The 25969-nt window shown below is 59.3% G+C and carries 26 protein-coding genes; 11 read left to right on the top strand and 15 right to left on the bottom strand.

Features of this window, described 5'->3' with window-relative positions:
• Positions 1-266: 266 nt before the first annotated feature.
• A complete protein-coding gene (locus tag ACW9IR_RS02245) occupies positions 267-1034 on the bottom strand; it encodes a TerC family protein (RefSeq protein WP_007911817.1) in 768 nt (255 codons plus the stop codon).
• Positions 1035-1119: 85 nt separating this feature from the next.
• Complete coding sequence (locus ACW9IR_RS02240) at positions 1120-2427, bottom strand: CitMHS family transporter (protein ID WP_095049556.1); 1308 nt, start codon at positions 2425-2427, stop codon at positions 1120-1122.
• A gap of 321 nt (positions 2428-2748) precedes the next feature.
• Here ACW9IR_RS02240 and ACW9IR_RS02235 point away from each other — a divergent pair, with 321 nt between their 5' ends.
• On the top strand, positions 2749-3150 hold the full coding sequence (locus tag ACW9IR_RS02235; protein WP_102902550.1) for a GFA family protein: 402 nt from the start codon (positions 2749-2751) through the stop codon (positions 3148-3150).
• Here ACW9IR_RS02235 and ACW9IR_RS02230 read toward each other — a convergent pair whose 3' ends face one another.
• On the bottom strand, positions 3151-3477 hold the full coding sequence (locus tag ACW9IR_RS02230; RefSeq protein WP_110718228.1) for a DOPA 4,5-dioxygenase family protein: 327 nt from the start codon (positions 3475-3477) through the stop codon (positions 3151-3153).
• 82 nt (positions 3478-3559) lie between these two features.
• Here ACW9IR_RS02230 and ACW9IR_RS02225 point away from each other — a divergent pair, with 82 nt between their 5' ends.
• Positions 3560-4225 (top strand): NAD(P)-dependent oxidoreductase, encoded by a 666-nt coding sequence (locus ACW9IR_RS02225; RefSeq protein ID WP_457461451.1) that lies wholly within the window; start codon positions 3560-3562, stop codon positions 4223-4225.
• A 72-nt stretch (positions 4226-4297) separates the two neighbouring features.
• Here the strand turns inward: ACW9IR_RS02225 and ACW9IR_RS02220 are convergent, their stop codons facing one another.
• A complete protein-coding gene (locus ACW9IR_RS02220; RefSeq protein ID WP_457461449.1) occupies positions 4298-5248 on the bottom strand; it encodes a choline sulfate utilization transcriptional regulator in 951 nt (316 codons plus the stop codon).
• 114 nt (positions 5249-5362) lie between these two features.
• Between ACW9IR_RS02220 and betC the strand changes: the two genes are divergently transcribed.
• The 3 genes from betC (at position 5363) to ACW9IR_RS02205 (ending at position 9640) form a co-directional block, all read left to right on the top strand.
• Entirely contained in the window at positions 5363-6877 is a 1515-nt protein-coding gene (gene betC / locus ACW9IR_RS02215) for a choline-sulfatase (RefSeq protein WP_457461447.1), read from the top strand.
• Positions 6878-6893: 16 nt separating this feature from the next.
• Positions 6894-7814, top strand: a complete 921-nt coding sequence (gene choX / locus ACW9IR_RS02210; protein WP_110718225.1) for a choline ABC transporter substrate-binding protein — start codon at positions 6894-6896, stop codon at positions 7812-7814.
• A 257-nt stretch (positions 7815-8071) separates the two neighbouring features.
• Entirely contained in the window at positions 8072-9640 is a 1569-nt protein-coding gene (locus ACW9IR_RS02205; protein ID WP_095119671.1) for a SulP family inorganic anion transporter, read from the top strand.
• Positions 9641-9730: 90 nt separating this feature from the next.
• Here ACW9IR_RS02205 and aroE read toward each other — a convergent pair whose 3' ends face one another.
• Both aroE and hemF read right to left on the bottom strand, forming a co-directional pair.
• Positions 9731-10552 carry a shikimate dehydrogenase gene (gene aroE, locus ACW9IR_RS02200; RefSeq protein WP_102902544.1) on the bottom strand — a complete coding sequence of 274 codons (822 nt, stop codon included), beginning with the start codon at positions 10550-10552 and terminating at the stop codon, positions 9731-9733.
• A gap of 9 nt (positions 10553-10561) precedes the next feature.
• Positions 10562-11476 (bottom strand): oxygen-dependent coproporphyrinogen oxidase, encoded by a 915-nt coding sequence (hemF, locus tag ACW9IR_RS02195; RefSeq protein WP_102902543.1) that lies wholly within the window; start codon positions 11474-11476, stop codon positions 10562-10564.
• Between the two features lie 150 nt (positions 11477-11626).
• On the opposite strand from hemF, the gene ACW9IR_RS02190 reads away from it, so the two are divergent.
• Complete coding sequence (locus ACW9IR_RS02190; protein WP_102902542.1) at positions 11627-12604, top strand: NADPH:quinone reductase; 978 nt, start codon at positions 11627-11629, stop codon at positions 12602-12604.
• 34 nt (positions 12605-12638) lie between these two features.
• Here the strand turns inward: ACW9IR_RS02190 and ACW9IR_RS02185 are convergent, their stop codons facing one another.
• The 8 genes from ACW9IR_RS02185 to ACW9IR_RS02150 all read right to left on the bottom strand — a co-directional run bounded on the left by ACW9IR_RS02185 (position 12639) and on the right by ACW9IR_RS02150 (position 20825).
• Positions 12639-13943, bottom strand: a complete 1305-nt coding sequence (locus ACW9IR_RS02185) for an AMP-binding protein (RefSeq protein WP_258380072.1) — start codon at positions 13941-13943, stop codon at positions 12639-12641.
• A gap of 7 nt (positions 13944-13950) precedes the next feature.
• Entirely contained in the window at positions 13951-15219 is a 1269-nt protein-coding gene (locus ACW9IR_RS02180; protein WP_457461443.1) for an aminotransferase class I/II-fold pyridoxal phosphate-dependent enzyme, read from the bottom strand.
• Positions 15216-16310: a DUF3419 family protein gene (locus tag ACW9IR_RS02175; protein WP_258014279.1), complete on the bottom strand. Its 1095-nt coding sequence runs from the start codon at positions 16308-16310 to the stop codon at positions 15216-15218. Before ACW9IR_RS02175 ends, ACW9IR_RS02180 begins: the two co-directional genes overlap by 4 nt.
• A gap of 42 nt (positions 16311-16352) precedes the next feature.
• Positions 16353-17087: an iron-containing redox enzyme family protein gene (locus tag ACW9IR_RS02170; RefSeq protein WP_102902539.1), complete on the bottom strand. Its 735-nt coding sequence runs from the start codon at positions 17085-17087 to the stop codon at positions 16353-16355.
• Positions 17065-17733, bottom strand: coding sequence for a GNAT family N-acetyltransferase (locus ACW9IR_RS02165; protein ID WP_095119678.1), 669 nt, complete (start codon positions 17731-17733; stop codon positions 17065-17067). The genes ACW9IR_RS02170 and ACW9IR_RS02165 overlap by 23 nt, the downstream gene beginning before the upstream one ends.
• A gap of 272 nt (positions 17734-18005) precedes the next feature.
• Positions 18006-18563: an L-threonylcarbamoyladenylate synthase gene (locus ACW9IR_RS02160; protein WP_095119679.1), complete on the bottom strand. Its 558-nt coding sequence runs from the start codon at positions 18561-18563 to the stop codon at positions 18006-18008.
• Positions 18564-18618: 55 nt separating this feature from the next.
• Positions 18619-19719: a DNA-processing protein DprA gene (gene dprA / locus ACW9IR_RS02155; RefSeq protein WP_457461485.1), complete on the bottom strand. Its 1101-nt coding sequence runs from the start codon at positions 19717-19719 to the stop codon at positions 18619-18621.
• 80 nt (positions 19720-19799) lie between these two features.
• The gene (locus ACW9IR_RS02150; RefSeq protein WP_457461440.1) at positions 19800-20825 is read right to left on the bottom strand and encodes a LysM peptidoglycan-binding domain-containing protein; all 1026 of its coding nucleotides are present in this window, start codon (positions 20823-20825) and stop codon (positions 19800-19802) included.
• A gap of 160 nt (positions 20826-20985) precedes the next feature.
• Between ACW9IR_RS02150 and def the strand changes: the two genes are divergently transcribed.
• From def to ACW9IR_RS02125, 5 genes are all read left to right on the top strand, one after another.
• Entirely contained in the window at positions 20986-21492 is a 507-nt protein-coding gene (gene def, locus ACW9IR_RS02145; RefSeq protein ID WP_038359594.1) for a peptide deformylase, read from the top strand.
• Between the two features lie 58 nt (positions 21493-21550).
• Positions 21551-22510: a methionyl-tRNA formyltransferase gene (fmt, locus tag ACW9IR_RS02140; protein ID WP_457461438.1), complete on the top strand. Its 960-nt coding sequence runs from the start codon at positions 21551-21553 to the stop codon at positions 22508-22510.
• Complete coding sequence (gene rsmB, locus ACW9IR_RS02135) at positions 22507-23817, top strand: 16S rRNA (cytosine(967)-C(5))-methyltransferase RsmB (RefSeq protein WP_122604690.1); 1311 nt, start codon at positions 22507-22509, stop codon at positions 23815-23817. Before fmt ends, rsmB begins: the two co-directional genes overlap by 4 nt.
• A gap of 22 nt (positions 23818-23839) precedes the next feature.
• The gene (gene trkA, locus ACW9IR_RS02130; protein ID WP_077575169.1) at positions 23840-25216 is read left to right on the top strand and encodes a Trk system potassium transporter TrkA; all 1377 of its coding nucleotides are present in this window, start codon (positions 23840-23842) and stop codon (positions 25214-25216) included.
• A gap of 150 nt (positions 25217-25366) precedes the next feature.
• Positions 25367-25681 carry a tetratricopeptide repeat protein gene (locus ACW9IR_RS02125; protein ID WP_102902533.1) on the top strand — a complete coding sequence of 105 codons (315 nt, stop codon included), beginning with the start codon at positions 25367-25369 and terminating at the stop codon, positions 25679-25681.
• A gap of 1 nt (position 25682) precedes the next feature.
• Here ACW9IR_RS02125 and ACW9IR_RS02120 read toward each other — a convergent pair whose 3' ends face one another.
• Positions 25683-25922 carry a PilZ domain-containing protein gene (locus ACW9IR_RS02120; RefSeq protein WP_007911864.1) on the bottom strand — a complete coding sequence of 80 codons (240 nt, stop codon included), beginning with the start codon at positions 25920-25922 and terminating at the stop codon, positions 25683-25685.
• Between the last annotated feature and the right edge of the window lie 47 nt (positions 25923-25969).

Here is a 25969-nt window from a genome sequence, read left to right as displayed (position 1 = left end):
GGACGGTACCGCGCGGTTTCTACGTTTTTGATACTTAAGCTGTAGTTGGCTAACGGTCTGGGCGCCAGCATTGCACAGCTAAAGTGTGGATTGAAACAAAAGTGTCATGAAAAGCGCTTCATACACTCACCGGAATCAACCACAAACAAATGTAGGAGTGAGCCTGCTCGCGATAGGGCCATCAGCCTCAACATTGATGTTGACTGAAAGACCGCTATCGCGAGCAGGCTCACTCCTACAAGAGGTGTTGCCTGAAGACTACCGGGTTACTGGCCCGGAATGTCCTTGCGCAGTTTCACCGGGTCTTGCTGCTGTCGCTTCTTGGCCATTGCGCCGCGCAGCTTGATGTTGATCGCTTCCACCGCCAGCGAGAACGCCATGGCGAAGTAGACGTAGCCTTTCGGTACATGCACATCGAACGACTCGGCGATCAGCACGGTACCGACCACCAGCAGGAACGACAGCGCCAGCATCTTCAGCGACGGGTGCTTGTCGATGAACTCGCTGATCTTGCCCGAGGCCAGCATCATCACCAGCACTGCTACGACAATCGCCGCGACCATCACTGGCACGTGAGAAACCATGCCCACGGCAGTGATAACAGAGTCCAGCGAGAAGACGATGTCGATGATCGCGATCTGGATGATGGTGTAGAGGAAGTTGCCACCCTTGCCGCCGGGGGTTTCGTCGCTTTCATCTTCGCCTTCCAGCGCGTGGTACATCTCTTGCGAGCTCTTCCACAGCAGGAACAGGCCACCGAAGAACAGGATCAGGTCGCGGCCGGAAATGCCTTGGCCGAACACTTCGAACAGGTCAGCGGTGAGGCGCATGACCCAAGTGATCGACAGCAGCAACAGGATGCGCGTGATCATGGCCAGGCCAAGACCGAAGATCCGGGTGCGCTGCTGCATGTGTTTGGGCATGCGGCTGACCAGGATCGAAATCATGATGATGTTATCGATGCCGAGGACGATTTCCAGGGCGGTCAGGGTGAAGAAGGCAACCCAGATTTCGGGGTTGGTCAGCCATTCCATGTGTATTCCTTTGAGCGATTGTTAAACCGAAAAAGGTCCGGGCTTCAAACCGCGAAGCCAGGACCCGAAACGGTGAGTCTTGGGCTTATAGAGTGCTGAACACCGGGAAAGTCCCCAACAGCAGTGCAGCAATCAGGATGCAGATACAAACCAGGATCGCCCATTTCAGGGTGAAACGCTGGTGGTCACCAAAATCAATACCGGCCAGGGCCACCAACAGATACGTCGATGGCACCAACGGGCTCAGCAAGTGGACGGGCTGACCGACGATCGAGGCACGGGCCATTTCCACTGCAGTGATCCCATAGTGGCTGGCGGCTTCGGCCAACACCGGCAACACGCCATAGTAGAACGCATCGTTGGACATGAAGAAGGTGAACGGCATGCTCACCAGCGCCGTGATCACGGCCAGATACGGGCCGAGGAAATCCGGAATCACTGCCAACAGGCTCTTCGACATCGCATCGACCATGCCGGTGCCGGACAGGATACCGGTGAAGATACCCGCCGCAAAGATCAGCCCGACCACTGCCAGCACGCTACCGGCGTGAGCCGCGACGCGATCCTTCTGCATCTGCAGGCAAGGGTAGTTGACGATCATGGCAATACTGAACGCGACCATGAACAGCACCGGCAACGGCAGCAGACCGGCGATCAGGGTGCACATCAGGCCGAAGGTCAGGGCGCCGTTGAACCAGATCAGTTTCGGACGGCGGGCATCCGGGAACTGCGACACGCTGATTTCGCTGTGATCGATATCATCGCCAACCAGATGCAGCTCACCCAGACGCGCACGCTCACGTTTACCGTAGAAGTAGGCGATGACCAGGATCGCCAAAACACCCGCCGCCATCGCCGGAATCATCGGCACGAAAATGTCCGACGGATCGACATGCAACGCACTCGCCGCACGGGCAGTCGGGCCGCCCCATGGGGTCATGTTCATCACGCCACCGGCGAGGATGATCAGACCGGCCATGATCCGCGGGCTCATGCCGATGCGGCTGTACAGCGGCAGCATGGCGGCCACGCAGATCATGTAAGTGGTCGCGCCGTCACCATCAAGGGAAACGACGAGCGCCAGTACGGCGGTGCCGACCGAAACCTTCAGCGGGTCACCCTTGACCAGTTTGAGAATCTTGCGCACGGCCGGGTCGAACAGGCCGGAATCGATCATCAGGGCGAAATAGAGAATGGCGAACATCAGCATCACGCCAGTCGGCGCGAGCTTGGTGATGCCTTCGAGCATCATCGGACCGATCTTCGGTGCAAAACCGCCGAACAGCGCGAAGACAATCGGGATGATGATCAGAGCGATCAGCGCGGACAGGCGCTTGGTCATGATCAGGAACATGAACGTGATGACCATGGCGAAGCCAAGGAAAGTCAGCATGGGAATACTCCAGGCGTAGCGCGGCTAGTTAAATGAGCGGATCGGGTGGATCAGCGCAGAACGGGAAGCACGAGACGTACGGGCGGAGTTGAAGCGAGGAGGCGGGATACAGAGGACATCAGAATCACCATTGTTGTTGTTAATTGGGCCGTTCGTGCGAGGTATCACACGCATTGGCCAACCGGTCTGTTGCCGGAAGTGAGGCGATCCTAATCCGGGAAGCTTTCAGCTACCTTTCGCTGCAGAAAGCTTTGAATGAACGGTCAACCGGTCGTCGGATGCGATCTAAAGTCAATAAACACGGGAAGGGGGAGCTTCGAGATGGGCGAATTGCACAGCGGCGGCTGCCATTGCGGACACATTCGTTATCAGTTCAGTGGGGCGTTGCAGGACATCGCTCACTGCCATTGTTCGATTTGCCGCAAGGTCAGCGGTGGAATCGTCACGACGTGGATCACCGTGCCAGCGGTGAATTTTCAATGGCTGGCCGCTACGCCGGCGCGTTATGACTCATCCGACAGTTGCGCGCGGTACTTCTGCCCACGTTGCGGCGCGCAACTGGCGTTGGTGACGTTGCTCAGCCCTGAAAGCATCGACGTGACCATCGCCACACTTGATCAGCCGGAACTGGCGCCGGCCGACCGCCATATCTGGACCGACAGCCAATTGCCCTGGCTGCACCTGGACGAGCATCTGCCGGGCGAAGCCGAAGAAACGCTGTGATCAGAAAACAGACAGATTCAGCGGCCTGATCGCACCCATCCAGATCGCATGCTCAGTGTGGTCGAGCAAATCATTGCCGGTGTCCGGGTGCAGGAATACCACCAGGCCTTGGCGATTGAGCGCCAGCCACGGCAGTACATCGGCGATCAGCTCCGGGCCGAAGGCCAATTGGCAGCTCCAGTCCGGATGCGGGCCGACCGGGCGTTCGTGGACGCGGCCCATTTTCAATGGAAACAACTGCGCGGCTTGCTCACACAACGCGCGCGCCTGATCGATGGTGCCGGCGTCGAAATAGACGTGGGCGTGGTAACCCTTGATCGCTTGCATCTGAAAGCCTCTGAATCGGTTCGAACCCTCGGCGTTGCCCGTATGTCACACGCCATACAAGGGATAACAAAAGGGATCAGCCATGAAAAATGCCGAAACCCCGGCGGTAAAAGTGGTGCTCTATGGTGCCATGAGTAGCCTGGGCAGCGCGTTGATGGCTGAATTGCTGCGCCGTCAGCATGAAGTCATTGCCATTCTCGACGATCTGACCGCGCTCGCGCCGCGTCCCGGATTACGCACCAAGAGCGGCGACCTGTTCGATTCCGAGAGGGTCAATCAAAGTGTGGCCGGCAGTTCGGTGGTCATCTGCTTATTGGATGCGCCGGGTTTGCCATTCAGCAGCGATCACGTTGAGCGCTCTGTCGTACTCGGCCCCGTCGAGCAGGTGCTGGCCGTCGACGCATTGGTCGATGGACTGCAAGCCGCCAATGTTTCGCGACTGTTTCTGGTGGGGGATTTTGCCGTGCTTGATGAGCCGGATGTCGATGATCGCCTGCAACGCCATGCCGCCGAAGAAATTCTCGAAGCCGTGCAAAGCAGCCCGCTGCACTGGACGCTGGTGAATGCGCCGCACGGTGTGGCCGGGCTGACCATTGAGCATTTCAGTCAAGTAGGCGGCAACCTGGAACCGGGTCTGGCCGAACCGCTGGAGCGGCTGAATCGCGTGGCGGTGGGCATAGCCGATGAGCTAAGGCTGAATTTGCATGTGGGGCAGCATGTGAATTTTGTGGCGGCTTCAGATTCGTAAAAGATCGCAGCCTGCGGCAGCTCCTACATGAGATCGGTGTAGGAGCTGCCGCAGGCTGCGATCTTTTGATCTTCAAACCGCAATCGAAGGCAGCTCCAGCCCACTCAAGGACTCCGCACTGCTCGCCTGTTCCGCCATCAACCAATCGACAAACTGCTGAATCAGCGCGCCCCGACGTTTGCGTTGCGGCAGCACCACGTAATAACCCAACCGCGACAGCGTCGTTTCAGCAATCGGCCGGCATAACAAACCCTGACTCAGCAAGTTATCCACAAGGTGGCGCCAGCCAATCGCCACGCCTTGGCCGCCAATCGCCGCTTGAATCAACAGCGTGTAATTGTCGAAGCGCAATTGCCCCGGCGCCGGCGGTGTATTGATACCGAGTTCACGGAACAGACCACTCCAGTCAAACCAGTTGCTGCTGTTTTCCCCGCGCAGGTGCAACAACGGAAACTCCAGTAACGCCTGAGCAGGCAGGGGCAGGGCGCGATCCTTGAGCAATTGCGGACTGCACACCGGGAACACTTCCTCGCTGAACAACCAATGGCTTTCACCCTGTTTAAAGCGCCCATCGCCAAACAGGATCGCCACGTCGATGTCGGTGCGCAGCATGTTGTGGTTGCGTTCGCTGGTCACCAGGCTCACGTCAACCTGCGGATTGGCTTCGTGAAAACGGTGCAAGCGTGGCATTAACCAATAAGCGGCGAAGGCAAAATCGGTGGCGACCTGCAGCACCTCATGCTGCTGTTGTGCGCTGATCGCGCTCAATCCAGCGTCGATATTCTGCAAACCTAAAGAAACTTGCTCAAACAGGATCGCGCCGACCTCGGTCAGCTCGATGCCTCGGTAGATTCGGTCAAACAGGCGCGTGCCGAGCTGTTCTTCCAGCCGTTTGATCTGCTGGCTGATCGCCGGTTGCGTGGTGCCAAGCTCAACCGCGGCAGCAGTAAAACTGCGCTGCCGAGCCGCCGCTTCGAAGGCGCGGAGCAGGTCGAGCGACAGATCACCCAAGGCTTCATACATAAGCTGTGCTTATCCTAGTCATTGTCCGGCACGGGCTTTACCGGATACAGCATGGACTCCATGCTCGATCGCAGCAATGTCGCATAAATATTCACTATGGAATGCCGCGATCACATGAAGCGCAAGAATATTCTTTTCATCATGGCCGATCAGATGGCCGCGCCAATGTTGCCGTTTTACGGCCCTTCGCCGATCAAACTGCCGAATCTTTCCCGCCTCGCCGCCCAAGGCGTGGTGTTCGACGCCGCTTACTGCAACAGCCCGTTGTGCGCGCCGTCGCGTTTTACCCTGGTCAGTGGCCAGTTGCCGAGCAAGATCGGTGCTTATGACAACGCCGCTGATTTCCCTGCCGATGTGCCGACTTACGCCCATTACCTGCGCCGCCTCGGTTATCGCACCGCGCTGTCGGGCAAGATGCATTTCTGTGGCCCCGATCAGTTGCACGGCTACGAAGAACGCCTGACCAGCGATATCTACCCGGCCGACTATGGCTGGGCAGTGAATTGGGATGAGCCGGATGTGCGGCCAACCTGGTATCACAACATGTCTTCGGTACTGCAGGCCGGTCCGTGTGTGCGTACCAACCAACTCGATTTTGATGAAGAGGTGGTGTTCAAGGCGCAGCAATACCTGTTCGATCACATTCGCGAGGAGGGCGATCAGCCGTTCTGCCTGACCGTATCAATGACTCACCCACACGACCCGTACACCATTCCCAAGGCGTTCTGGGATTTGTACGACGATGCAGATATCCCGTTGCCTACAACGCCGGATCAACACGAACTCGATCCGCACTCGCAGCGCCTGCTCAAAGTTTACGACCTGTGGGATAAACCACTGCCTGTGGATAAGATTCGCGATGCGCGCCGGGCGTACTTCGGTGCCTGCAGCTATATCGACGCCAACGTCGGCAAACTTCTGCAAACCCTCGAAGAAACTGGACTGATCGATGACACCATCATTGTCTTCTCCGGTGACCACGGCGACATGCTTGGCGAGAAAGGCCTCTGGTACAAAATGCACTGGTACGAAATGGCGGCCCGTGTGCCCCTGTTGATAAGTGCCCCGGGACAATTCGCTGCCGGACGTGTCAGCGCTGCGGTATCGACCGCTGACCTGTTGCCAACCTTCGTTGAACTGGCCGGCGGCACACTGGAACCAGGCTTGCCGCTGGACGGCCGCTCACTGGTTTCACACCTGCAAGGGCAGGGCGGTCATGACGAAGTGTTCGGCGAATACATGGCCGAGGGCACCGTCAGCCCGTTGATGATGATCCGTCGCGGTGCCTACAAATTTATCTACAGTGAAAGCGACCCTTGTCTGCTCTTCGACGTAGAAAACGATCCGCGCGAACTGGAAGAACTCAGCCAATCGCCGCAGCATCGCCCGCTGTTCGACGATTTTCTTGCCGAAGCGCGGGCCAAATGGGACATTCCGGCGATTCATCGGCAAGTCCTCGCCAGCCAGCGCCGCCGGCGTTTTGTTGCCGACGCGCTGACCATCGGCAAGCTGAAGAGCTGGGATCACCAGCCGCTGGTGGACGCCAGTCAGCAGTACATGCGCAACCACATCGATCTCGATGATCTGGAGCGCAAAGCACGTTATCCACAACCCTGCCAAAACCAATAATGTTAAGGGGAAGTCCATGCGCAAGTTATCCACAGTAGTGACGGTTGGCCTGATCGCGTTGAGCAGCGCTTCGGCCTTCGCCGAGCAGAGCTGCGACACGGTGAAGATGGCCGATCCGGGCTGGAGCGACATCGCCGCGACCAATGCGATCACCGGGTTTCTGCTGGACGGCATGGGCTACAAGGCCAAGGTCGACACCCTCGCGGTGCCGATCACCTTTGGCGGTTTGAAGGATGGCCAGGTGGATGTGTTCCTCGGCAACTGGATGCCGGCGCAGCAGGGCTTCTATGACAAGTTCGTCGCCACCGGTGACGTCACGCAATTGGCGAAGAACCTCGACGGCACCGAGTTCACCCTCGCCGTACCGGATTACGTGTGGGATGCGGGTGTGCATAACTTTGCCGACCTGAACAAATACGCGGACAAATTCGACAAGAAGATCTACGGCATCGGCTCGGGCGCGCCGGCAAACATCTCGCTGCAGGAGATCATCAAGAAGAACGACTTCGACATGGGCCAGTGGAAGCTGATCGAGTCCAGCGAACAGGCGATGCTGGCGGAAGTGTCGCGGGCGGTGAAGAAGCAGAAATTCGTCACCTTCCTCGGCTGGACTCCGCACCCGATGAACGTGCAGTTGAAGATGCATTACCTCAAGGGCGGCGAGAAGTACTTTGGCGACACTGGCAGCGTGTTTACGCTGACGCGTAAAGGGTATGCCGAGGCGTGTCCGAATGTGGGTAAGTTGCTGACCAATCTGTCGTTCACGCAGGAGATGGAGAACAGCATCATGGCTGAGGTGGTGAATAAGAAGGTCACCAATGCCGAAGCGGCGAAGACGTGGATCAAGGCGAATCCGGCGGTGTTGGACAAGTGGCTGGATGGGGTGAAGACCGTGGATGGCAAGGATGCGTTGGCGGCGGTGAAAGCGAAGCTTTGATCGTGGGGTTGCCGGAATTTTGCTTGGCTTGAGATTTTTGCCCCCTCACCCCAGCCCTCTCCCCCAGAGGGGGCGAGGGGGAAAGGGAGCCGATATTTGTTGCATTCAAAACTTGCGTTCAACTGTGAAATCGCAGGTTGATGAATCTCTTACAAACACAAAGGTCAGTCCCCTCTCCCTCCGGGAGAGGGCTAGGGTGAGGGGCCTTTCCCCTGGCACCCTGATAACCTTGAACAAAACCCCAACCGCGAGGACCCATGGCCTTCCCCAGCCGCCACTCTCTCTTGCCCTTCCTCACCTGGCTACCGCGGCAAACCCGCGCCAGCGTCGGACGGGATCTGATCGTCGGCCTCAGCGGTGCGATTCTCGCGTTACCCCAGTCGATCGCCTACGCGCTGATCGCCGGTCTGCCACCTGAATATGGCCTCTACGCCGCAATCATCCCGGTGCTGATTGCCTGCCTGTGGGGTTCGTCGTGGCATTTGATCTGTGGCCCGACGGCAGCCATTTCGATCGTGCTGTTTGCCAGCGTCAGTCCCTTAGCGGTCCCGGCGTCGCAGGACTACATCACCCTGATCTTGTTGCTGACCTTGCTTGCCGGAATTTTCCAATGGCTGCTCGGCCTGCTGCGCTTCGGTGCGCTGGTGAATTTCGTTTCGCATTCAGTGGTGCTGGGGTTCACTCTTGGCGCGGCGGTGGTGATCGCCATCGGGCAGTTGCCGAATCTGTTGGGGCTGGAGTTGCCGGCCAAAGCCACGGCGCTGGCGAGTCTGATGGATCTGCTGCATCACCTCAGGGCTGTGGATAAACCTTCGTTGGTACTCGGTGTGGCGACGGTGGTTGTCGGTGTGGTGTTGAAACAATTACTGCCGCGCTGGCCGACGCTGTTGATAACCCTCGCTTTGGCCAGCCTGCTGGTGTGGCTGTGGCCGGCGATGTTCGGCCATGTGCATCTGGTCAGCGCTTTTGTCGGACGGTTGCCGCCGTTCAGTGCGTTGCCGCTGGATCTCGATTTGATCTTGCGCCTGCTGCCGAGCGCCGTCGCAGTGGGCATGCTCGGGTTGGTCACCAGTCTGTCGATTGCCCGCTCGATTTCGGCACGTTCGCAGCAATTGCTCGATGCCAATCAGGAAGTCCGCGCGCAGGGCTTGTCGAATATTGTCGGGGCGTTCTTTTCCGGATCGTTGTCGGCTGGCTCGTTTACTCGCTCGGGATTGAGTTATGAGGCGGGCGCTTGCTCGCCGCTGGCCGGGGTGTTTTCGGCGATCTGGGTCGCGCTGTTCGCGATATTTGGCGCCGGGCTGATCGCGCACATTCCGATCCCGGCGATGGCCGGGAGCATTCTGCTGATTGCCTGGGGACTGGTGGATCACCGCGGCATTCGTGCCTTGTTGCGGGTTAGCCGCGCCGAGTTCGTGGTCATGGCCCTGACGTGTCTGGCGACGTTGCTGCTGGAGTTGCAGACGGCGATTTATGCCGGTGTGCTGGCCTCGCTGTTCTTCTATCTCAAGCGCACCTCGCAACCGCGCGTGCAGCATTGGCGCGATGGCGAGGACGATATTTTGCGCGTCGGCGGTTCGATTTTTTTCGGCGCCAGCCATTATCTGCAGGTGAGATTGCAACGCATGCACGGTGCGCGGGTGGTGATCGAGGCGCAGCAGATCAACTTCATCGACTATTCAGGGGTGGAGATGCTGCATCAGGAGGCGCGACGCCTGCTGAGCCAGAATCGCAGCCTGACCTTGCGCCGGGCGCGGCCGCAGGTGGTGGAGGAGTTGCGCAAGCTTGAGGGGCCGGAGAAGTGCCCGATCCGGTTTGAGGATTGATCAAAGACCGGCGGTGCGGCCATTCGCGAGCAAGCTCGCTCCCACATTTGATCGCATTCCACTGTGGGAGCGAGCTTGCTCGCGAAGCTTTTAAAGGGCCAGTTGTCGACGCAGCTCTGTGAGCACGGGCGCCGTGTCTGGGCGCACACCGCGCCACAAAAAGAACGCCTCAGCCGCCTGCTCAGCAAGCATCCCCAAGCCATCCATCGCCACCGCCGCGCCATTCTCGCTGGCCCAGCGGCAGAACGCCGTCGGTTCCTTGCCATACATCATGTCGTAGCACAGGGTCTTGCCCGGCTCGATCAGGCTTGGCGCAATTGGCGGCACATCGCCGGTCAGGCTCGCCGATGTGGCGTTGATGATCACGTCCACCGGCTCACGCAACCAATCAAAACCACTGGCCGACACCGGCCCCAGGTCACAGAACAGCTCCGCCAGCAACTCAGCCTTGTCCACCGTGCGATTGGCGATGATGACTGAGGCCGGTTGCTCCGCCAGCAACGGCTCCAGCGCCCCGCGCACCGCGCCGCCGGCACCGAGCAGCAGGATACGTTTGCCGGTCAGGCTGAACCCGGCATTCACCGTCAGATCCCGCACCAGCCCGGCGCCGTCGGTGTTGTCGCCGAGCAGCGAACCGTCGGCGAGTTTGCTCAAGGTGTTCACCGCGCCGGCCCGCTGCGCACGAGCAGTCAGGCTATTGGCCAAACGGTAAGCGTCTTCCTTGAACGGCACGGTAACGTTGGCGCCGCGACCTTCCTGGAAAAACGCCGTGGCGCAGCCAGCGAAATCATCAAGCGGCGCCAGCAAGGTGCTGTAGTCGAGGCTCTGACCAGTCTGATCAGCGAACAGCTTGTGAATCATCGGCGATTTGCTGTGGCCGATCGGGTTGCCGAAAACGACGTATCGATCCATCGGATGTCCTCAGGCCTCGGCCAGCCAGTCGCGGTCTTGCAGAAAGTACTCGGTCAGGCGCGCTTCTTCGCTGCCAGGCTCGGCCTTCCAGTCATAGCCCCAGCGCACTTGCGGCGGCAGCGACATCAGGATCGACTCGGTACGCCCGCCCGATTGCAGGCCGAACAGCGTGCCACGGTCATAAACCAGGTTGAACTCGACGTAACGACCACGGCGGAATTCCTGGAATTCACGCTGCTGCGCGGTGAAGGCATCGTTTTTACGGCGCTGCACGATCGGCAGGTAGGCGTCGATGTAAGCGTCGCCGATGGCGCGCATGAAGGCGAAGCTGGTGTCGAAGTCCCACTCGTTCAGGTCATCGAAGAACAGGCCGCCGATACCGCGCGGTTCGTGGCGATGCTTGATGTGGAAGTAGGTGTCGCACCAGGCTTTGTAGCGCGGGTAAACGTCCGCCCCGAACGGCGCGCAGGCCTGTTCGGCGACGCGGTGCCAGTGGATGCAGTCTTCTTCGTTGCCGTAATACGGGGTCAGGTCGAAGCCGCCGCCGAACCACCAGACCGGCTCTTCACCTTCCTTCTCGGCGATGAAAAACCGTACGTTGGCGTGGGACGTCGGCACATGCGGATTGTGCGGGTGAATGACCAGCGACACGCCAAGGGCTTCAAAACCGCGACCGGCCAATTCCGGGCGATGGGCGCTAGCCGAAGGCGGCAAACCGCTGCCAAACACGTGGGAAAAGTTGACGCCGCCCTTTTCGATCACTGTGCCGTTTTCGATCACGCGGGTACGACCGCCACCGCCGGCGGGCCGGGTCCAGGCGTCTTCGACGAAGCGCGTGCCGCCGTCTTCGGTTTCGAGGACAGCGCAGATGCGGTCTTGCAGATCGAGCAGATAGGCCTTTACGGCGTCGGTGCGGGTCGTCATGGCTTCACCTTGAATCGGGCGGCGCCCCGGCAGACGGGCGACGCAAATGGGCGCGTAGCATACCACCGCATAACGACCCGCCGCAGTTGACGAAGATCAAGCATGGGAGTTGGATAGGGGGCTTACAAACGACCCAAGGAGAGCAGGCAGATGGCAAAGCGTATCCAGTTCCGCGCCCACGGCGGTCCCGAAGTACTCGAATATGTTGACTACGAACCCGCCGCGCCCGGCCCGAATCAAGTGCGCGTGGCCAACAAGGCCATCGGCCTGAACTTCATCGACACCTATTACCGCAGCGGTCTGTATGCGCCGCCCGCCTTGCCATCCGGCCTGGGAGCTGAGGGTGCAGGCATCGTCGATGCCGTGGGCAGCGACGTCACCCGGTTCAAGGTCGGCGATCGAGTGGCCTATGGCAGCGGCCCATTGGGCGCTTACAGCGAGTTTCACGTTTTGCCCCAGGACAATCTGGTGCACCTGCCCGACGAAATCAGTTTCGAAACCGCTGCCGGGGTGATGCTCAAGGGCCTGACCGTGCAATATCTGCTGCGCCAGACCTATGAGCTCAAGGGTGGCGAAACCATTCTGTTCCACGCGGCGGCCGGTGGTGTCGGTTCGCTGGCCTGCCAATGGGCCAAGGCGTTGGGCGTAAAGCTGATCGGCACCGTCAGTTCCAAAGAGAAAGCCGAACTGGCCAAGGCCAATGGCGCCTGGGCGACGATCGATTACAGCCATGAAAACGTTGCGCAACGCGTGCTGGAGTTGACCGACGGCAAGAAAGTCCCGGTGGTCTATGACGGTGTCGGCAAAGACACGTGGCTGACATCACTCGACAGCGTTTCGCCGCGTGGCCTGGTCGTGAGCTTCGGTAATGCCTCCGGTGCGGTGGACGGCGTGAATCTGGGGATTCTCTCCGCCAAAGGCTCGCTGTACGTGACTCGACCGACGCTGGCGACCTACGCCAACAACGCAGAGAACCTGCAGCGCATGGCCGATGAATTGTTCGAGATGATCATCAGCGGCAAGTTGAAGGTAGACATCAGCCAGCGTTATCCACTGGCTGATGCGGCGAAGGCGCAAACCGAACTGTCGGCGCGGCGCACCACCGGCTCTACCGTCCTGCAACCCTGACAGGTAGCCTGCAGACGAAGCCCCCGGCCAGGCTTCATGACTTGGCCGGGGCGCCTCGCACCTCAACAAAGAACGGCGTTTTGCCAGCCACGGTGGTTTCAAAGTCACCACGAGCCAGACGCCGCACCTGCAAGCCCAGCACACCGGGTAGCCCGAGCAATGCGTTCGCCTGCGCCTCATTGTGTAAAGCCTCTTCGATAACGCGTTCTGCACCGGCCGGTAATCGCTCCTGAGCGATGAGCAACTGCAGATGCGCACCGTTGGCCTGGCGATCAATTTGCACCTGCACATCCGAAGCGTGCAGTTCGGGCAACGCCTCTGCGAGGATACAAAGAACCTGGCGTTGAGTGATGATCGCACCGCCCAGTTTGATCGAGGTTTCGACTCGCCCCTGCAGCTCCAGTATTGGCAGAGCACTGCCACAGGCACAATCTGATTGCCCGCCCAGGATTCGTCCACGGTCGCCAATGCGATATCGCAGCAACGGCGCGTGATCGGGCAGCAAAGGCGTCAGCAGAAACTCGCCGGTTTCACCGTCGGCCACCGCTCGCAGGCTGACGGGATCAACCACTTCCAGCAGCATGGCGTCCGCATGCAGATGATAGAAACCATGTTCGAGGTGCGCGCACTGGAAGCCGATCGGCCCTGTCTCCGTCGAGCTATAGCCCAATGACCGTATGCTCAAGGCCGGCCAGTCCCGGGCCAGTTGCTCGCGTAGAGGCTGGTGGCAAGGTTCTCCAATGTAATAAAGCCATCTCAGACTGCTCAACTGCGCCTCATCGACATCGGCATGATTGAATAATGCCGCCGCAAATGAAGGGGTACAGATCAATGCATCGACCGCTTGTGAGTGAATCAACCGGGCTATGCGTTGAATACCCATCAGCGCGCCTGCAGGCAGCAGGCGCGCGCCAATGTGCCGGACGATGCCCGCCGCGTATTGGAAGGCGCCCTGCATTTCGCCGGGCGTCAGGCAATTGATGACGACACGAGGAGGGTCATCGGTCGCACCAAACACCCGCGCGCCCAAAGGCACGATGCTGTCGTTGAATGCCCAGGAATGAGTGATGTGTTTGCAGTTGCCGGTGCTGCCACCCGAAGTCAGGGTCAGCCCACCGCCCGCCGCACGGTGTGATGCCTCGCCGAGGTGCGTAAACAGCAATCCGCCCTGTGCGTCCTCCACGGCCAGGATCGGCAACCGGTGCAAATCCTCTGCGGTCCGAACGTGCCGCATCTGCGGACACAATGCGCAGAACCATGACAGTGACCGCGCATGGGCCAATTTAAGCGCGAACGCCTCTGTTGCGGCAGCGAGAACAGCCGTCGAACCGGCATGCATCATCGGGTCAACGCGCATGACGCGGCTCTCCCTGACGAATACCTAAGTCAGCAAAACCGTCGTTGACGGCGCTGGCCAGATGCTCCAAATGGACATGGCTATGATTCGCGCTGATGGCCAGCCGCAGGATCGCTTCGCCTTTTGCCACCACCGGAAACAACGCGGTGGTGACCGCGATGGCTTGCCGACGCAGGTGCAACGCCAGGTTGATGGCGTCACGCTCGGCGCCGACCCGGACGAAACGTATCGGTGAAGCAATCTGATGGTTGCCCAGTACCGGCCCGAGCAGATCGTCAATGACCGCCACATTTCGCCATAGCGAGGCCTGCAACCGGCCCAGCTGTGCAGAAAGATGGATCCTGGCCGAGGCGACTGCCGCGCCGACACCGCCCATGGACAGCGGCCCACCGAAGGTATAAGTCGACGCATGGCGCCGAATCATCTCGGCATCGGCCGCTGTCAGCACGGTAATCGCACCGCCGGTTGCACCGAAGGCCTTGGACAATGACGACAGCAGGATCAAACGGGCGCGCAACGGCTCATTGGCAGACACGAGGGCATAACCGCCCCCGGCCGCGCCATGAATCGAAGTGCCGTGAGCGTCATCCGCATACAGATAACCCTCAAAGCGCTCAGCCAGTTGCAGCAATCGATTAACGGGATAAAGCCCCCGCATCGAGCCAATGCTGTCAGTCAGAATAATGGGCGTATTGCCAGCAGCAACAGCGGTGGAACAAGCGTCTTCGACCTGCTGAAGATCACTGCAATCGCAGCGCTGCACGGGGCCGAACTGCCACAGAATGCCTTGCAGCACTTGCATCGAAGCATGAGCGGCGCGGTCAACGATCCAGCCTGGACCGCGCCGCAAGGGATACGACGGCAACTCGCCGGAGCCCAATAGCGGCAAACAACCCAGATGGGCACTGCCCACCGAATTGAAGGTCACCGTATGCCCCTGGAATATGCGGTTCAACTGCTCATCAAGTTCACGCATCGGCGGCAGTAGCGCTCGGGTGCGGGCGGCCGCGAATTGCACACCGAAAGACTCGACGGCTTGCACTGCGCCTTGAATCAGACGGGGATCGCTCTCAAGTCCCAGATAGGAACATGAGAGAAACTCGGTCAACCGCTCGCCATTGCCCAACTCGATGACCTTGCCCTCGCGCTTTACCAACTTCAGGCCATTGAGGCCGGCATCGAATAATTGCTGCTGATCGTCACGGGCCTGGCGAACGCGGTTCTTGACCCAATTGACGGTCGGATGAGGTGTATTCATCGAAATACCTGCACAGGTGAGGTCTGGCGGTAGACCTGTACTCGCCAGAGTTGGGTTTTTTCACGTGCGATTGCGTCCTGAAACTGCGCGGTAACGTCGCAGAAGCCATTGCAATCGGGCCTGACCACATGCAAATGGCCACGAATGACCGTCAGCGCATGTTTGCCCAAGGCAGGCTGAATTCGCTGCAGGACACGGGTGCCAATCGCCGGGGGCAGGAATGAAGGCACGTCGGAAAGTGAGGCAAAATCGACATCCCTGCACGCGGCAACGCAGTCGAAAATGTCGCCCTGAACCACGGCCAACTCGCACCCCTGGAGTGCCTTGCGAGCCCGCTGGAATATCTGCGGATCACACTCAAGCGGCAAGCCTTGCGGATACCGCAGTTCACCGAAGAACAGCATTTGCAGGAAAAAGCTGTCGCGCACCACTTGAGTGGTAAACAAGGTATGGAAAATACCCAGATACACCTCACGGGAACGGATCCCCAGGTTGTTGCGAGGAAATGCCCCCCGGTACAGCAGCGAATTGAGCACCGCTGCATTACCCAACAATGCAATCACGGCCTTCCAGCGCTTTTGGGGGAAGTGTCGTTGGTAATAAGCCGATTGCTCACCGAGGTCGCGGCACTGGAAAATCGCCCGGCCCGCTTTGCCGGTGAACAGTCCGTTGATTTTTGCCAGCCGCTGCAAAGTCTGCTCGAAAGCCCCCATGTACACCGGTGCCCCCCAGTGACGAGAGTGAAACAAATCCGCCAGCCAGCGGCGATCCGGCGGAGGCAGGTCCAGATGGCGAAAAATGGACTGGCGCCGTTTCGCAGAGGCCCCCGACAGGAAACCCATGAAGTCCATGAATGACTCGTGATCGGTCTGCTCCAGCAGGGCAAAACGCAAGCGGGTAAAAGCCAGTTGCGGCGCACTGATATCAACGCAGGTCATGCGGGCCGGACTGCGGGCCAGCAATGGCAGAAGCCGACCACCACAACCGGCAACGCCCACCACATGCCTGGCATGCTGAGGAAGAAGGGCGTACTCGAGCGCCGTGTCTTCATCCCCGAGCGAGTAGTTCAACCGCTCGAAGTAATTAGCCATCTCGACCTCCCCCTGCCCATTTTGAAAATGCATGTGAAGACGTCATGAGTTATCCAGGGCATGGAGGAATTCGTAGCGGGGCGCATCGCCGCTTTGCCAGGCTTCGTATTGCTTATAAACGGCCTCAAGCATATTGCCGGTCAGGCGCAGACTGGTTTCCATCACGTTGGTGATGGCATCCCAGTCAGCCTGGCGCTTGCAGGTACGCTGCAGGATGATTTTGATTTCGTTGAAGTGCTCGACATCGATATCTGAATGAGCGATGAAAAACGTCAGTTGTGCAGGTTTCAGCGCCAGTGTTTCACTCAGCTGGTTTATCAGTGGCGTGATGAAGTGATAGGCGTTTTCCGCCCAGTAGCTGTATCCCAGTCGTTGTAACGGATTACCGGTGAAAGAAATCCAGTACAAGTAAGCGATCAGTACTTCAGTTTCTGCAAGTGCCGGCGGTATATCAAAGTTTTCATTTTTCAATCCCAGGCTCATGACATCATGCAAAGCCATTTTTTCATGACCGACTTCTTGCGCAGCATGTTCAAAACAAAACTTTGCATAAACAGGGTTATCGGCATGCCTTACACCGACCAGCCCCTGATTCCGCGCATTGTGCGCGGTGTAATGAAAGGTTTCGATCATATAGATGGCATATAGCGCCCTGGAAACACTGCCCTCGCGTATCGCCTTCACCAGCCGGGAGTTGTCCAGGATATCGGCCCATGTTTTTTCGATGCGCTGATCGAGCAGAATCAACTGTTGTTCAAAACTGATGGATGCATTCATCGCGACTCTCCGGGTAGTTGGCGTTCATGGGAAAGGGTTGTTGAAGCGCTGTGAGGATTTGCCGCCATTGCGCAGACAGCAGCCAGTAATCGCCGCGAGCGCGATGTTCGATATGAAGCGAGTCAGAGGTGATCGGGGTCAGGCCAAAACGCTGGAACAGCCGCCGTTGTGGCGATCTGCACAAGGCGGTAACGCCTTGGTATCCGCGATCGATCGCCCATTCAGTGGCGGCGGCAAGCAGTGCATTGATCGGCACGGGCCGATGTTGTTGCGAATGTGTGATCAGACGACTGAACTCGACATGCCGCGCCAGCGCCACGGTCGGCGAGACGTACTGGTGTGTCAATGAAGCCCATTCGAACGGCGAAGGGGTCACTCTCAAAACCGCCGTCAGTTGCTCGCGCTGGTACAGCAGAAAATGCGTACTGCGCGATGAAATCGCCAGCTTTGCTTCAAGTGCCCGGGCTCTGGACGTCAGCATGTAATGCTTTAATCGGAGACGAAACTGCCGCCCGATGAATCTTTCAAACTCGCGGGCATCTGATCCCGCATCAAGAGTAGCGATACGATATTCAGAGTGCTGCCTGATTAATTTCTCTTGAAGCCCCTGCAGATAATCCTTGAGCTGTAAGTTCGTAGTATCCATTCCTTCTCCGCAGACGTTAACTTATCGAAGTTTTCTGAGCGCATTGAAATAATGGATGCTTTTAGAAATATCGCCACTGCGCGACTTCTGATAATGACGTGGGAAAAGTTACTGAAAATTTTAACTTATAGATTTATCTGACACACGAAGAGCCCATATAAACAACAGACTGTTTAAGTTCCACAACAAGTTAAAGGATAAATCTCACGCAGGCGAAAAACTCCTCGCCAATACAGTCGAGGAGTTCGCAAGCCAATCAGGAAGATATCGGGTCAGTCGGGACGGATGATCCTACCGGAGGCAAGATCGCGGATGACACTGGGGTTTTTCCGTCCGCCAAGACTGCCGCCCAGCACAAGATCCACCTGCCCACGGAAATATTGCTCAACCCGCAAACGCGTGCGAGCCGCCGGGCGCCCCTGCGGATTGGCCGACGTTGAAATCAGCGGTCCGACCATCGAGCACAGATCGCGCACCTGCGGATGATCGCTGACCCGCAACGCCACGGTGTCGTGCACCCCGGTAACCCATTCCGGCAACAGATTCTGATGCGGCACCAGCCAGGTGTTCGGTCCCGGCCAGGTGCTGGCCATGCGGTCGATCCACTCTTGCGGGAAGTCTTCGAACAGGAAGTCAAACTGGCGAATGTTGTCGGCGACCAGAATCAGGCCCTTGTCCACCGAACGATTCTTGATCGCCAACAGACGATCCACTGCTTCTTCGTTCCACGGGTCGCAACCCAGCCCCCAGACGGCTTCGGTTGGATAGGCAATCACCGCCCCGGCGCGAATCTCTCGTGCGGCTTGTTGCACACGCCAACTGTTGACCATGAAAAAACTCTCCGCAATCAGGTTTCGCGCAGTTTACCGATCTTCTTTGTAAAACCTAGCGTGTCCTGGCCAACCAGCGGCCGTTTTCGCAGACCGCACGGCCGTCCATTTCCAGTTCGGTGAGCGCCGCCAACACTTTGGGCAACGCCCAGCCACTGCTGCCGGCCAGCGCTTCGCTAGTGTGCGGCGCGGCGTGGAGCAGGGAGAGCAATGGGTGATCGACTGTCGCCGTGTCTGTAGATAATGGTAAATGCTGCCAACCGCGCAGGGCTTCGAGGATATGTTCAATGGTTTCCACCAGTACCGCGCCATCCCGGATCAACTGATGGCAACCGCGCGCACCGGGGTGATGGATCGAACCAGGAATCGCGTAAACCTCGCGTCCCTGTTCCGCCGCCAGCCGCGCGGTGATCAGCGAGCCGCTGGCCACACTGGCTTCGACCACCAATACGCCAAGTGACAAACCGCTGATGATGCGGTTGCGGCGCGGGAAGTTGCTCGCCGTTGGCCCGGCGTCCAGTGGAAACTCGGAAAGCACCGCACTGCCGGATGCAATCATCGCGTCAGCCAGGCGGCAGTTGCGCTGTGGATAAAAATTTTCCAGTCCCGTGCCAAGCACACCGACAGTCAGCCCGCCGACATCCAGCGCCGCTTGATGCGCAGCGGCATCGATGCCCAATGCCAGACCGCTGACGATGACAAAACCGGCCCCGGCGAGGCTGCGGGAAAACGCCGCCGCCGTGTCCATCCCCGGACGCGAGGCGCGGCGACTGCCGACCATCGCCAGTTGCGGTTTTTCCAGAATCAACGGATCACCGGCAACAAACAATAGTGGTGGCGGATCGGGAATCTGCGCCAGCAACGCCGGGTAATTCGCTTGGTCCCACATCAGCAAATGATGCTCCGGGCTCTCTAGCCAGCGCATTGCATGGCTGGCGCCGTCGCGAACCTCGGGACAGCGCCGCGCTTCGGCGCACGTCGCCGGCAAACCCAGGGAACGCCAGGCGCTGGCCGGCGCGCTGATGGCTTTGGACGCCGAGCCAAAGGCTTCGAGCAATTTGGCAAAGCGTTTCGGGCCGACATCCGGCAAGCGGTGCAGGCGCAAACGCGCTTCCAGTTCCGCCGGGGAAACTGGCGTACAGACAGGCAACATGATGGATCATCCTTGATCGTTATAAGCCCCGAACCATTCGGAACAAGCTGTGGATAACTCTGTTGGTAACTTGTGAAGCAAGCTTACGGATTTCGCACCTTGTCGAGCACCGCCAGCGAGCGTGAAGCGTTAAGGACGAGGCCGTAACTGAGTTTGTCGTAAGTGCGGAACACCATCAGCAACCCGGCGCGTTCATCGGGAATCTTCAGTGGCTGACCCGTGATGCGGTCACGCACGGTTTCGCCGGTTTTCATCACCACCAGCACGTTGCCTTCGGCCAGACCGTCGCGCTTGCCCTTATTCAGGGTGACCACGTCCATCACGCCGATTTGGGTGACGCCGCGCGGCACATCGATGATCACGCCGTTGATGTTGGTCGTTGGCGCGCTGGGCATGAAGGTCGAATTGATCGAACGCTCTTCGCCACTGAACAGACGGTCGCCGAGGCGCACTTCCTGAGTGGTGCGTTGCAGGGCGAGAGTGGCGACGTCGCCTTCGGTGGCGACGATTTCGCCGCCGCCGATGTCGTCGGCGTTGATCCCGAGAAACTCCTTGGTCTGCGGATCGGTGTAGACCTTGCCCTGACGGAAGATCCCATAGACCGGCTGATCCGGATCGAAATGGCCGCGAGCGAAAATTCGATCACCGGTGCCGCTGAGCACGCGTTCAGCATCGCCGGCGACGATGTACGGCGCCTTTTCGAAGTCCTCGACCTTGTCGACGATGCGGTTGCTCAGCAAAAAGCTGTTGATGGACTTCAGCGGAATGCTCGGAATCGCCTCGGCCACCGGGCTGGTGCGGATTCGTGGCGAGAGCTTGATGGTGCCGCGTGACTCACCACGATTGAGGGTCAGACGCGGTTGGCCGTCGACATAGCTGAGCGTCAGCGTGTCGCCGGGATAGATCAGGTTGGGGTTTTCGATTTGCGGATTGGCCCGCCACAGTTGTGGCCACTGCCAGGGCTCGCGCAGGTATTTGCCGGAAATGTCCCAGAGCGTGTCCCCCGAAACCACCGTGTATTGCTGTGGAAAACCATCCCTGAGTTGCACTTGCCCTTGCACCACGCCGGCCGAAGCCAACAGCAGCAGGGCGAGTAGTGTTTTCCTCATGCAGTGAATCCCTTTATCATGTGCATTCGCGTGAACCGTCAGAGCCCCCGTGGCTCGCTTGTGCAAAATGCACAAGCTACGCTTCACAACGGTAGCCTGCATCTTCGGACCTGCCAGGCCATCGCCCGACTTTACTCAACGTGTGCAGCAATCAAAGCCTATGGCCATTTTAAACATCCTCGAATTCCCGGACCCGCGTCTGCGCACTATCGCCAAGCCTGTGGCTGTAGTGGACGACGAAGTGCGTCAGTTGGTCGATGACATGTTTGAAACAATGTATGAAGCGCCGGGCATCGGCCTTGCCGCGACCCAGGTCAACGTGCACAAACGTATCGTCGTGATGGACCTTTCCGAAGACCGCACCGAACCGCGGGTGTTCATCAACCCCGAGTTCGAATCGCTGACCGAAGAAATGGACCAATACCAGGAAGGCTGCCTGTCGGTACCGGGTTTCTACGAAAACGTCGATCGCCCGCAAAAGGTCAAGATCAAGGCACTGGACCGCGACGGCAAGCCCTATGAACTGATCGCCGAAGGCCTGCTCGCGGTGTGCATCCAGCACGAATGCGACCACCTCAACGGCAAATTGTTCGTCGATTACCTGTCCACGCTCAAACGCGACCGGATCAAGAAGAAGCTGGAAAAGCAGCACCGCCAGAACGCTTGATGCCCCCCCTTCAAAGGCTTGCTGCGGCAAGCCTTTTTCTTTTTATGAGACGCCCTTCATGACTGAGCCACTGCGCATCGTTTTTGCCGGCACCCCGGAATTCGCCGCCGAACACCTCAAGGCCCTGCTGAACAGCCCTTACGAGATCGTTGCGGTCTACACCCAACCGGATCGTCCGGCCGGTCGCGGGCAAAAACTGATGCCGAGCCCGGTCAAACAGCTCGCCCTGGAAAATAATATCCAGGTGTTGCAGCCGCCGACTTTGCGCAACGCCGATGCACAGGCTGAACTGGCCGCGCTGAAACCGGACTTGCTGGTGGTGGTCGCCTACGGCCTGATCCTGCCACAAGTGGTGCTGGATATTCCGCGTCTGGGCTGCATCAACAGTCACGCGTCCTTGCTGCCACGCTGGCGCGGTGCGGCGCCGATTCAACGCGCTGTGGAACACGGTGATGCCGAGAGCGGCGTGACCGTGATGCGCATGGAAGCCGGCCTCGACACCGGGCCGATGCTGCTCAAGGTCGTCACCCCGATCAGCGCTGAAGACACGGGCGGCAGCCTGCATGATCGCCTCGCCGAGATGGGCCCACCGGCCGTGGTGCAGGCGATTGCCGGTCTGGCTGCTGGCACCCTGGAAGGCGAAGTGCAGAACGATGAGCTCGCCACTTATGCACACAAGCTGAACAAAGACGAAGCACGCATCGACTGGAGCCGTCCGGCGGTTGAGCTGGAACGCCTTGTGCGCGCCTTCAACCCATGGCCGATTACCCACAGCACCCTTAACGGTGAAGCGCTGAAAGTCCTGGCGGCAACACTCGCCGACGGTAAAGGCGCACCGGGTGAAATCCTCAGCGCCAGCAAGGACGGCCTGATCGTCGCCTGCGGCGAACAAGCGCTGTGCTTGACCCGTCTGCAATTGCCCGGTGGCAAAGCGTTGAACTTCAGCGACCTGTTCAACAGCCGTCGTGAGAAATTTGCCGTCGGTACCGTGCTTGGCGCAGCGGTGGACGCGCAATGAATCCGCGTCTGGCCGCCGCCAAGGCACTCGCCGCCGTGCTCAGCGGCAAGGCATCTCTGAATAGCTCCCTGCCGACGCAACTGGACAAGGTCGAGGATCGCGATCGCGGTTTCACTCAGGATCTGGCCTTCGGCACCGCGCGCTGGCAGCCACGTCTTTCGGCGCTGGCGGAAAAACTTCTGCAGAAACCGTTCAAGGCTGCCGACGCCGATGTCGAGGCGCTGCTGCTGGTCGGTCTCTACCAATTGCTCTACACCCGCGTGCCGGCTCACGCCGCCATCGGCGAAACCGTCGGTTGCGCCGAGAAGCTGAAAAAGCCGTGGGCTAAAGGCCTGCTAAACGCCGTACTGCGCAATGCCCAACGCGAAAGCGAAACGATTTTCGCCGAACTGGAACGTGATCCGGTGGTGCGTACCGCTCATCCGCGCTGGCTGCAAAAATCCCTGAAAGCCTTCTGGCCGGAACAGTGGGAAGCGATTTGCGAGGCGAACAATGCGCATCCGCCGATGATCCTGCGGGTCAATCGCCGTCATCACAGCCGCGACGCGTACCTTGGTTTGCTCACTGAGGCCGGGATTGCCGCAACACCGTGCGTCTACAGCCGCGACGGCATCATCCTCGAAGCCGCTGCCGACGTACGCAGCCTGCCAGGTTTCGCCGAAGGCTGGATCAGTGTGCAGGACGAAGCGGCGCAACTGGCCGCCGACCTGCTCGATCTGGCACCGGGGCAACGCGTGCTCGACGCCTGTTGCGCCCCCGGCGGCAAGACCTGCCACATCCTCGAAGCCGAACCGGCGCTGGCCGGCGTAGTCGCGGTGGATCTGGAAGCCAAGCGACTGGTGCGCGTTAAGGAAAACCTGGAACGCCTCGGTCTGAATGCCGAACTGATCGCCGCCGACGGTCGCGACACCGAGAAATGGTGGGACGGCAAGCCGTTCCAGCGCATCCTGCTTGACGCGCCATGCTCGGCCACTGGCGTGATTCGCCGCCATCCAGACATCAAGCTGACCCGTCAGCCGGACGACATCGTTGCCCTCGCACAACTGCAAGGCGAGCTGCTCGATGCCATGTGGAAAACCCTCGAAGTCGGCGGCATCCTGCTGTACGCCACCTGCTCGACACTGCCGACCGAGAACACCGAAGTCATCGCCGCGTTCCTCGAGCGCACCCCGGGTGCCCGCGAACTCGATCTGGCCACCACGGCCGGAATCAAACAGCCCCATGGTCGCCAATTGCTGGCCCAGCAGGGCGGCCATGACGGGTTCTACTACGCCAAGCTGATCAAGATCGCTGCCGCGCGCGGCTAAACGGATTCAACGGAGTGACTGGATGAAAATCATCATCCTCGGTGCGGGACAGGTCGGCGGTTCGCTGGCCGAGCATTTGGCCAGCGAGGCCAATGACATTACGGTGGTCGACACCGATGGCGAGCGCCTGCGCGACCTCGGCGATCGCCTCGATATTCGTACCGTGCAGGGCCGTGGCTCGCTGCCGTCGGTGCTGCGTCAGGCCGGCGCCGACGACGCCGACATGCTGGTGGCGGTGACCAACAGCGACGAGACCAACATGGTCGCCTGTCAGGTCGCCCACACGCTGTTCCATACCCCGACCAAGATCGCCCGGGTCCGCGAAGCGTCTTATCTCCATCGCGAGGAACAGCTATTCCAGAACGAAGCGATTCCGGTTGACGTGCTGATCAGCCCCGAGCAAGTGGTGACCAACTACATCAAGCGCCTGATTCAGCATCCCGGCGCCTTGCAGGTGATCGACTTCGCCGAAGGCGCGGCGCAACTGGTCGCGGTGCGCGCCTATTACGGCGGGCCGCTGGTCGGTCAGCAATTGCGCCAGTTGCGTGAACACATGCCGAATGTCGAAACCCGCGTGGCAGCGATTTTCCGCCGTGATCGGCCGATCCTGCCCCAGGGCGATACGGTGATCGAGGCTGATGACGAAGTCTTCTTCATCGCTGCCCGTGAGAATATTCGCGCGGTGATGAGCGAAATGCGCCGTCTCGATGAAACCTATAAACGCATCGTCATTGCTGGCGGCGGGCAGATCGGCGAGCGTCTGGCGGAAGCCATCGAAAGCCGTTATCAGGTGAAGATCATCGAGATGAACCCGGCGCGCTGCCGTTATCTCTCCGACACCCTCGACAGCACCGTAGTCTTGCAGGGCAGCGCTTCCGACCGCGATTTGCTGCTGGAAGAGAACATTGCCGACGCCGATATCTTCCTCGCACTGACCAACGATGACGAAGCCAACATCATGTCGTCGCTGCTGGCCAAACGGCTGGGGGCGAAGAAGGTCATGACGATCATCAATAACCCTGCCTACGTCGATCTGATTCAGGGCGGCGACATCGACATCGCCATCAGCCCGCAACTGGCGACCATCGGCACGCTGCTGGCCCACGTGCGCCGTGGCGATATCGTCAGCGTGCACTCATTGCGTCGCGGTGCCGCAGAAGCGATCGAGGCGATTGCTCACGGTGATGCGAAGTCGAGCAAGGTCATCGGCAAACCGATCGAGAAGATCGGCCTGCCGCCGGGCACCACGATTGGTGCGGTGATCCGCAATGAACAAGTGATCATCGCCCACGATGACACGGTGATCGAAGCGGGCGACCACGTGATTCTGTTCCTTGTGGATAAAAAACATATTCGCGATGTGGAGAAGCTGTTTCATGTGGGGTTGAGCTTCTTCTGATCCGGATTATCGGGGGATCAGACTGGCGTCATCGCGAGCAGGCTCACTCCTACATTTGGAATGCGTTCCCCTGTAGGAGGGAGCCTGCTCGCGATAGCGGTATCCCATAGCAAGACTCATCCCTGACACACCTCATTCAAGGAATCTCCCATGCTCGAATCCCTGGAAAAAATGCTCGCCAAGGGTGTGGATAACTCCCTGCTGCGCTTCGGCCTGGGCAAGGGTTATCTGGATCTTGGCGAAAACGCCAAGGCTGCCGAGCATTTCCAGCGCTGTGTCGGTTTTGATCCGAAGTATTCGGCGGCATGGAAACTGTTGGGCAAGGCGCATCTGGCGCTGGGCGATCACGCCGCCGCGCGTCAGGCGTGGGAACAAGGTCTGGAAGCGGCCCACGCCCATGGCGACAAGCAGGCCGAAAAGGAAATGACGGTGTTTCTGAAGAAACTCGATCGTCAGGCGCAATAAGTCAAAGGTAGCGAAGACCGATACCGTCGGCATCTACCGTCACCACTTCCATACGCACTCGCGGCGCGCCTGTGGGTAGACCCTGCACCTGACCGTAAACCACTGCACCTTTGGGCAAAGAAGCCAAAACCGGATGCTGCACAAACACCCCGGTAGGCGACAGGTTGCGCGTCTGCCCGAGGCATTCGCCAAAGCTGTCGTGGGTAATCTTGATGCGGAAGGATTTGCGGTGTTCGGACATCTTGTTGCGCCCTTTGATGAACGGTTGTGGATAACCTCGCCAGAGAG

The organism is Pseudomonas sp. SDT291_1_S447, from assembly GCF_054070155.1.
This window is presented reverse-complemented; position numbering and strand designations above follow the sequence as displayed.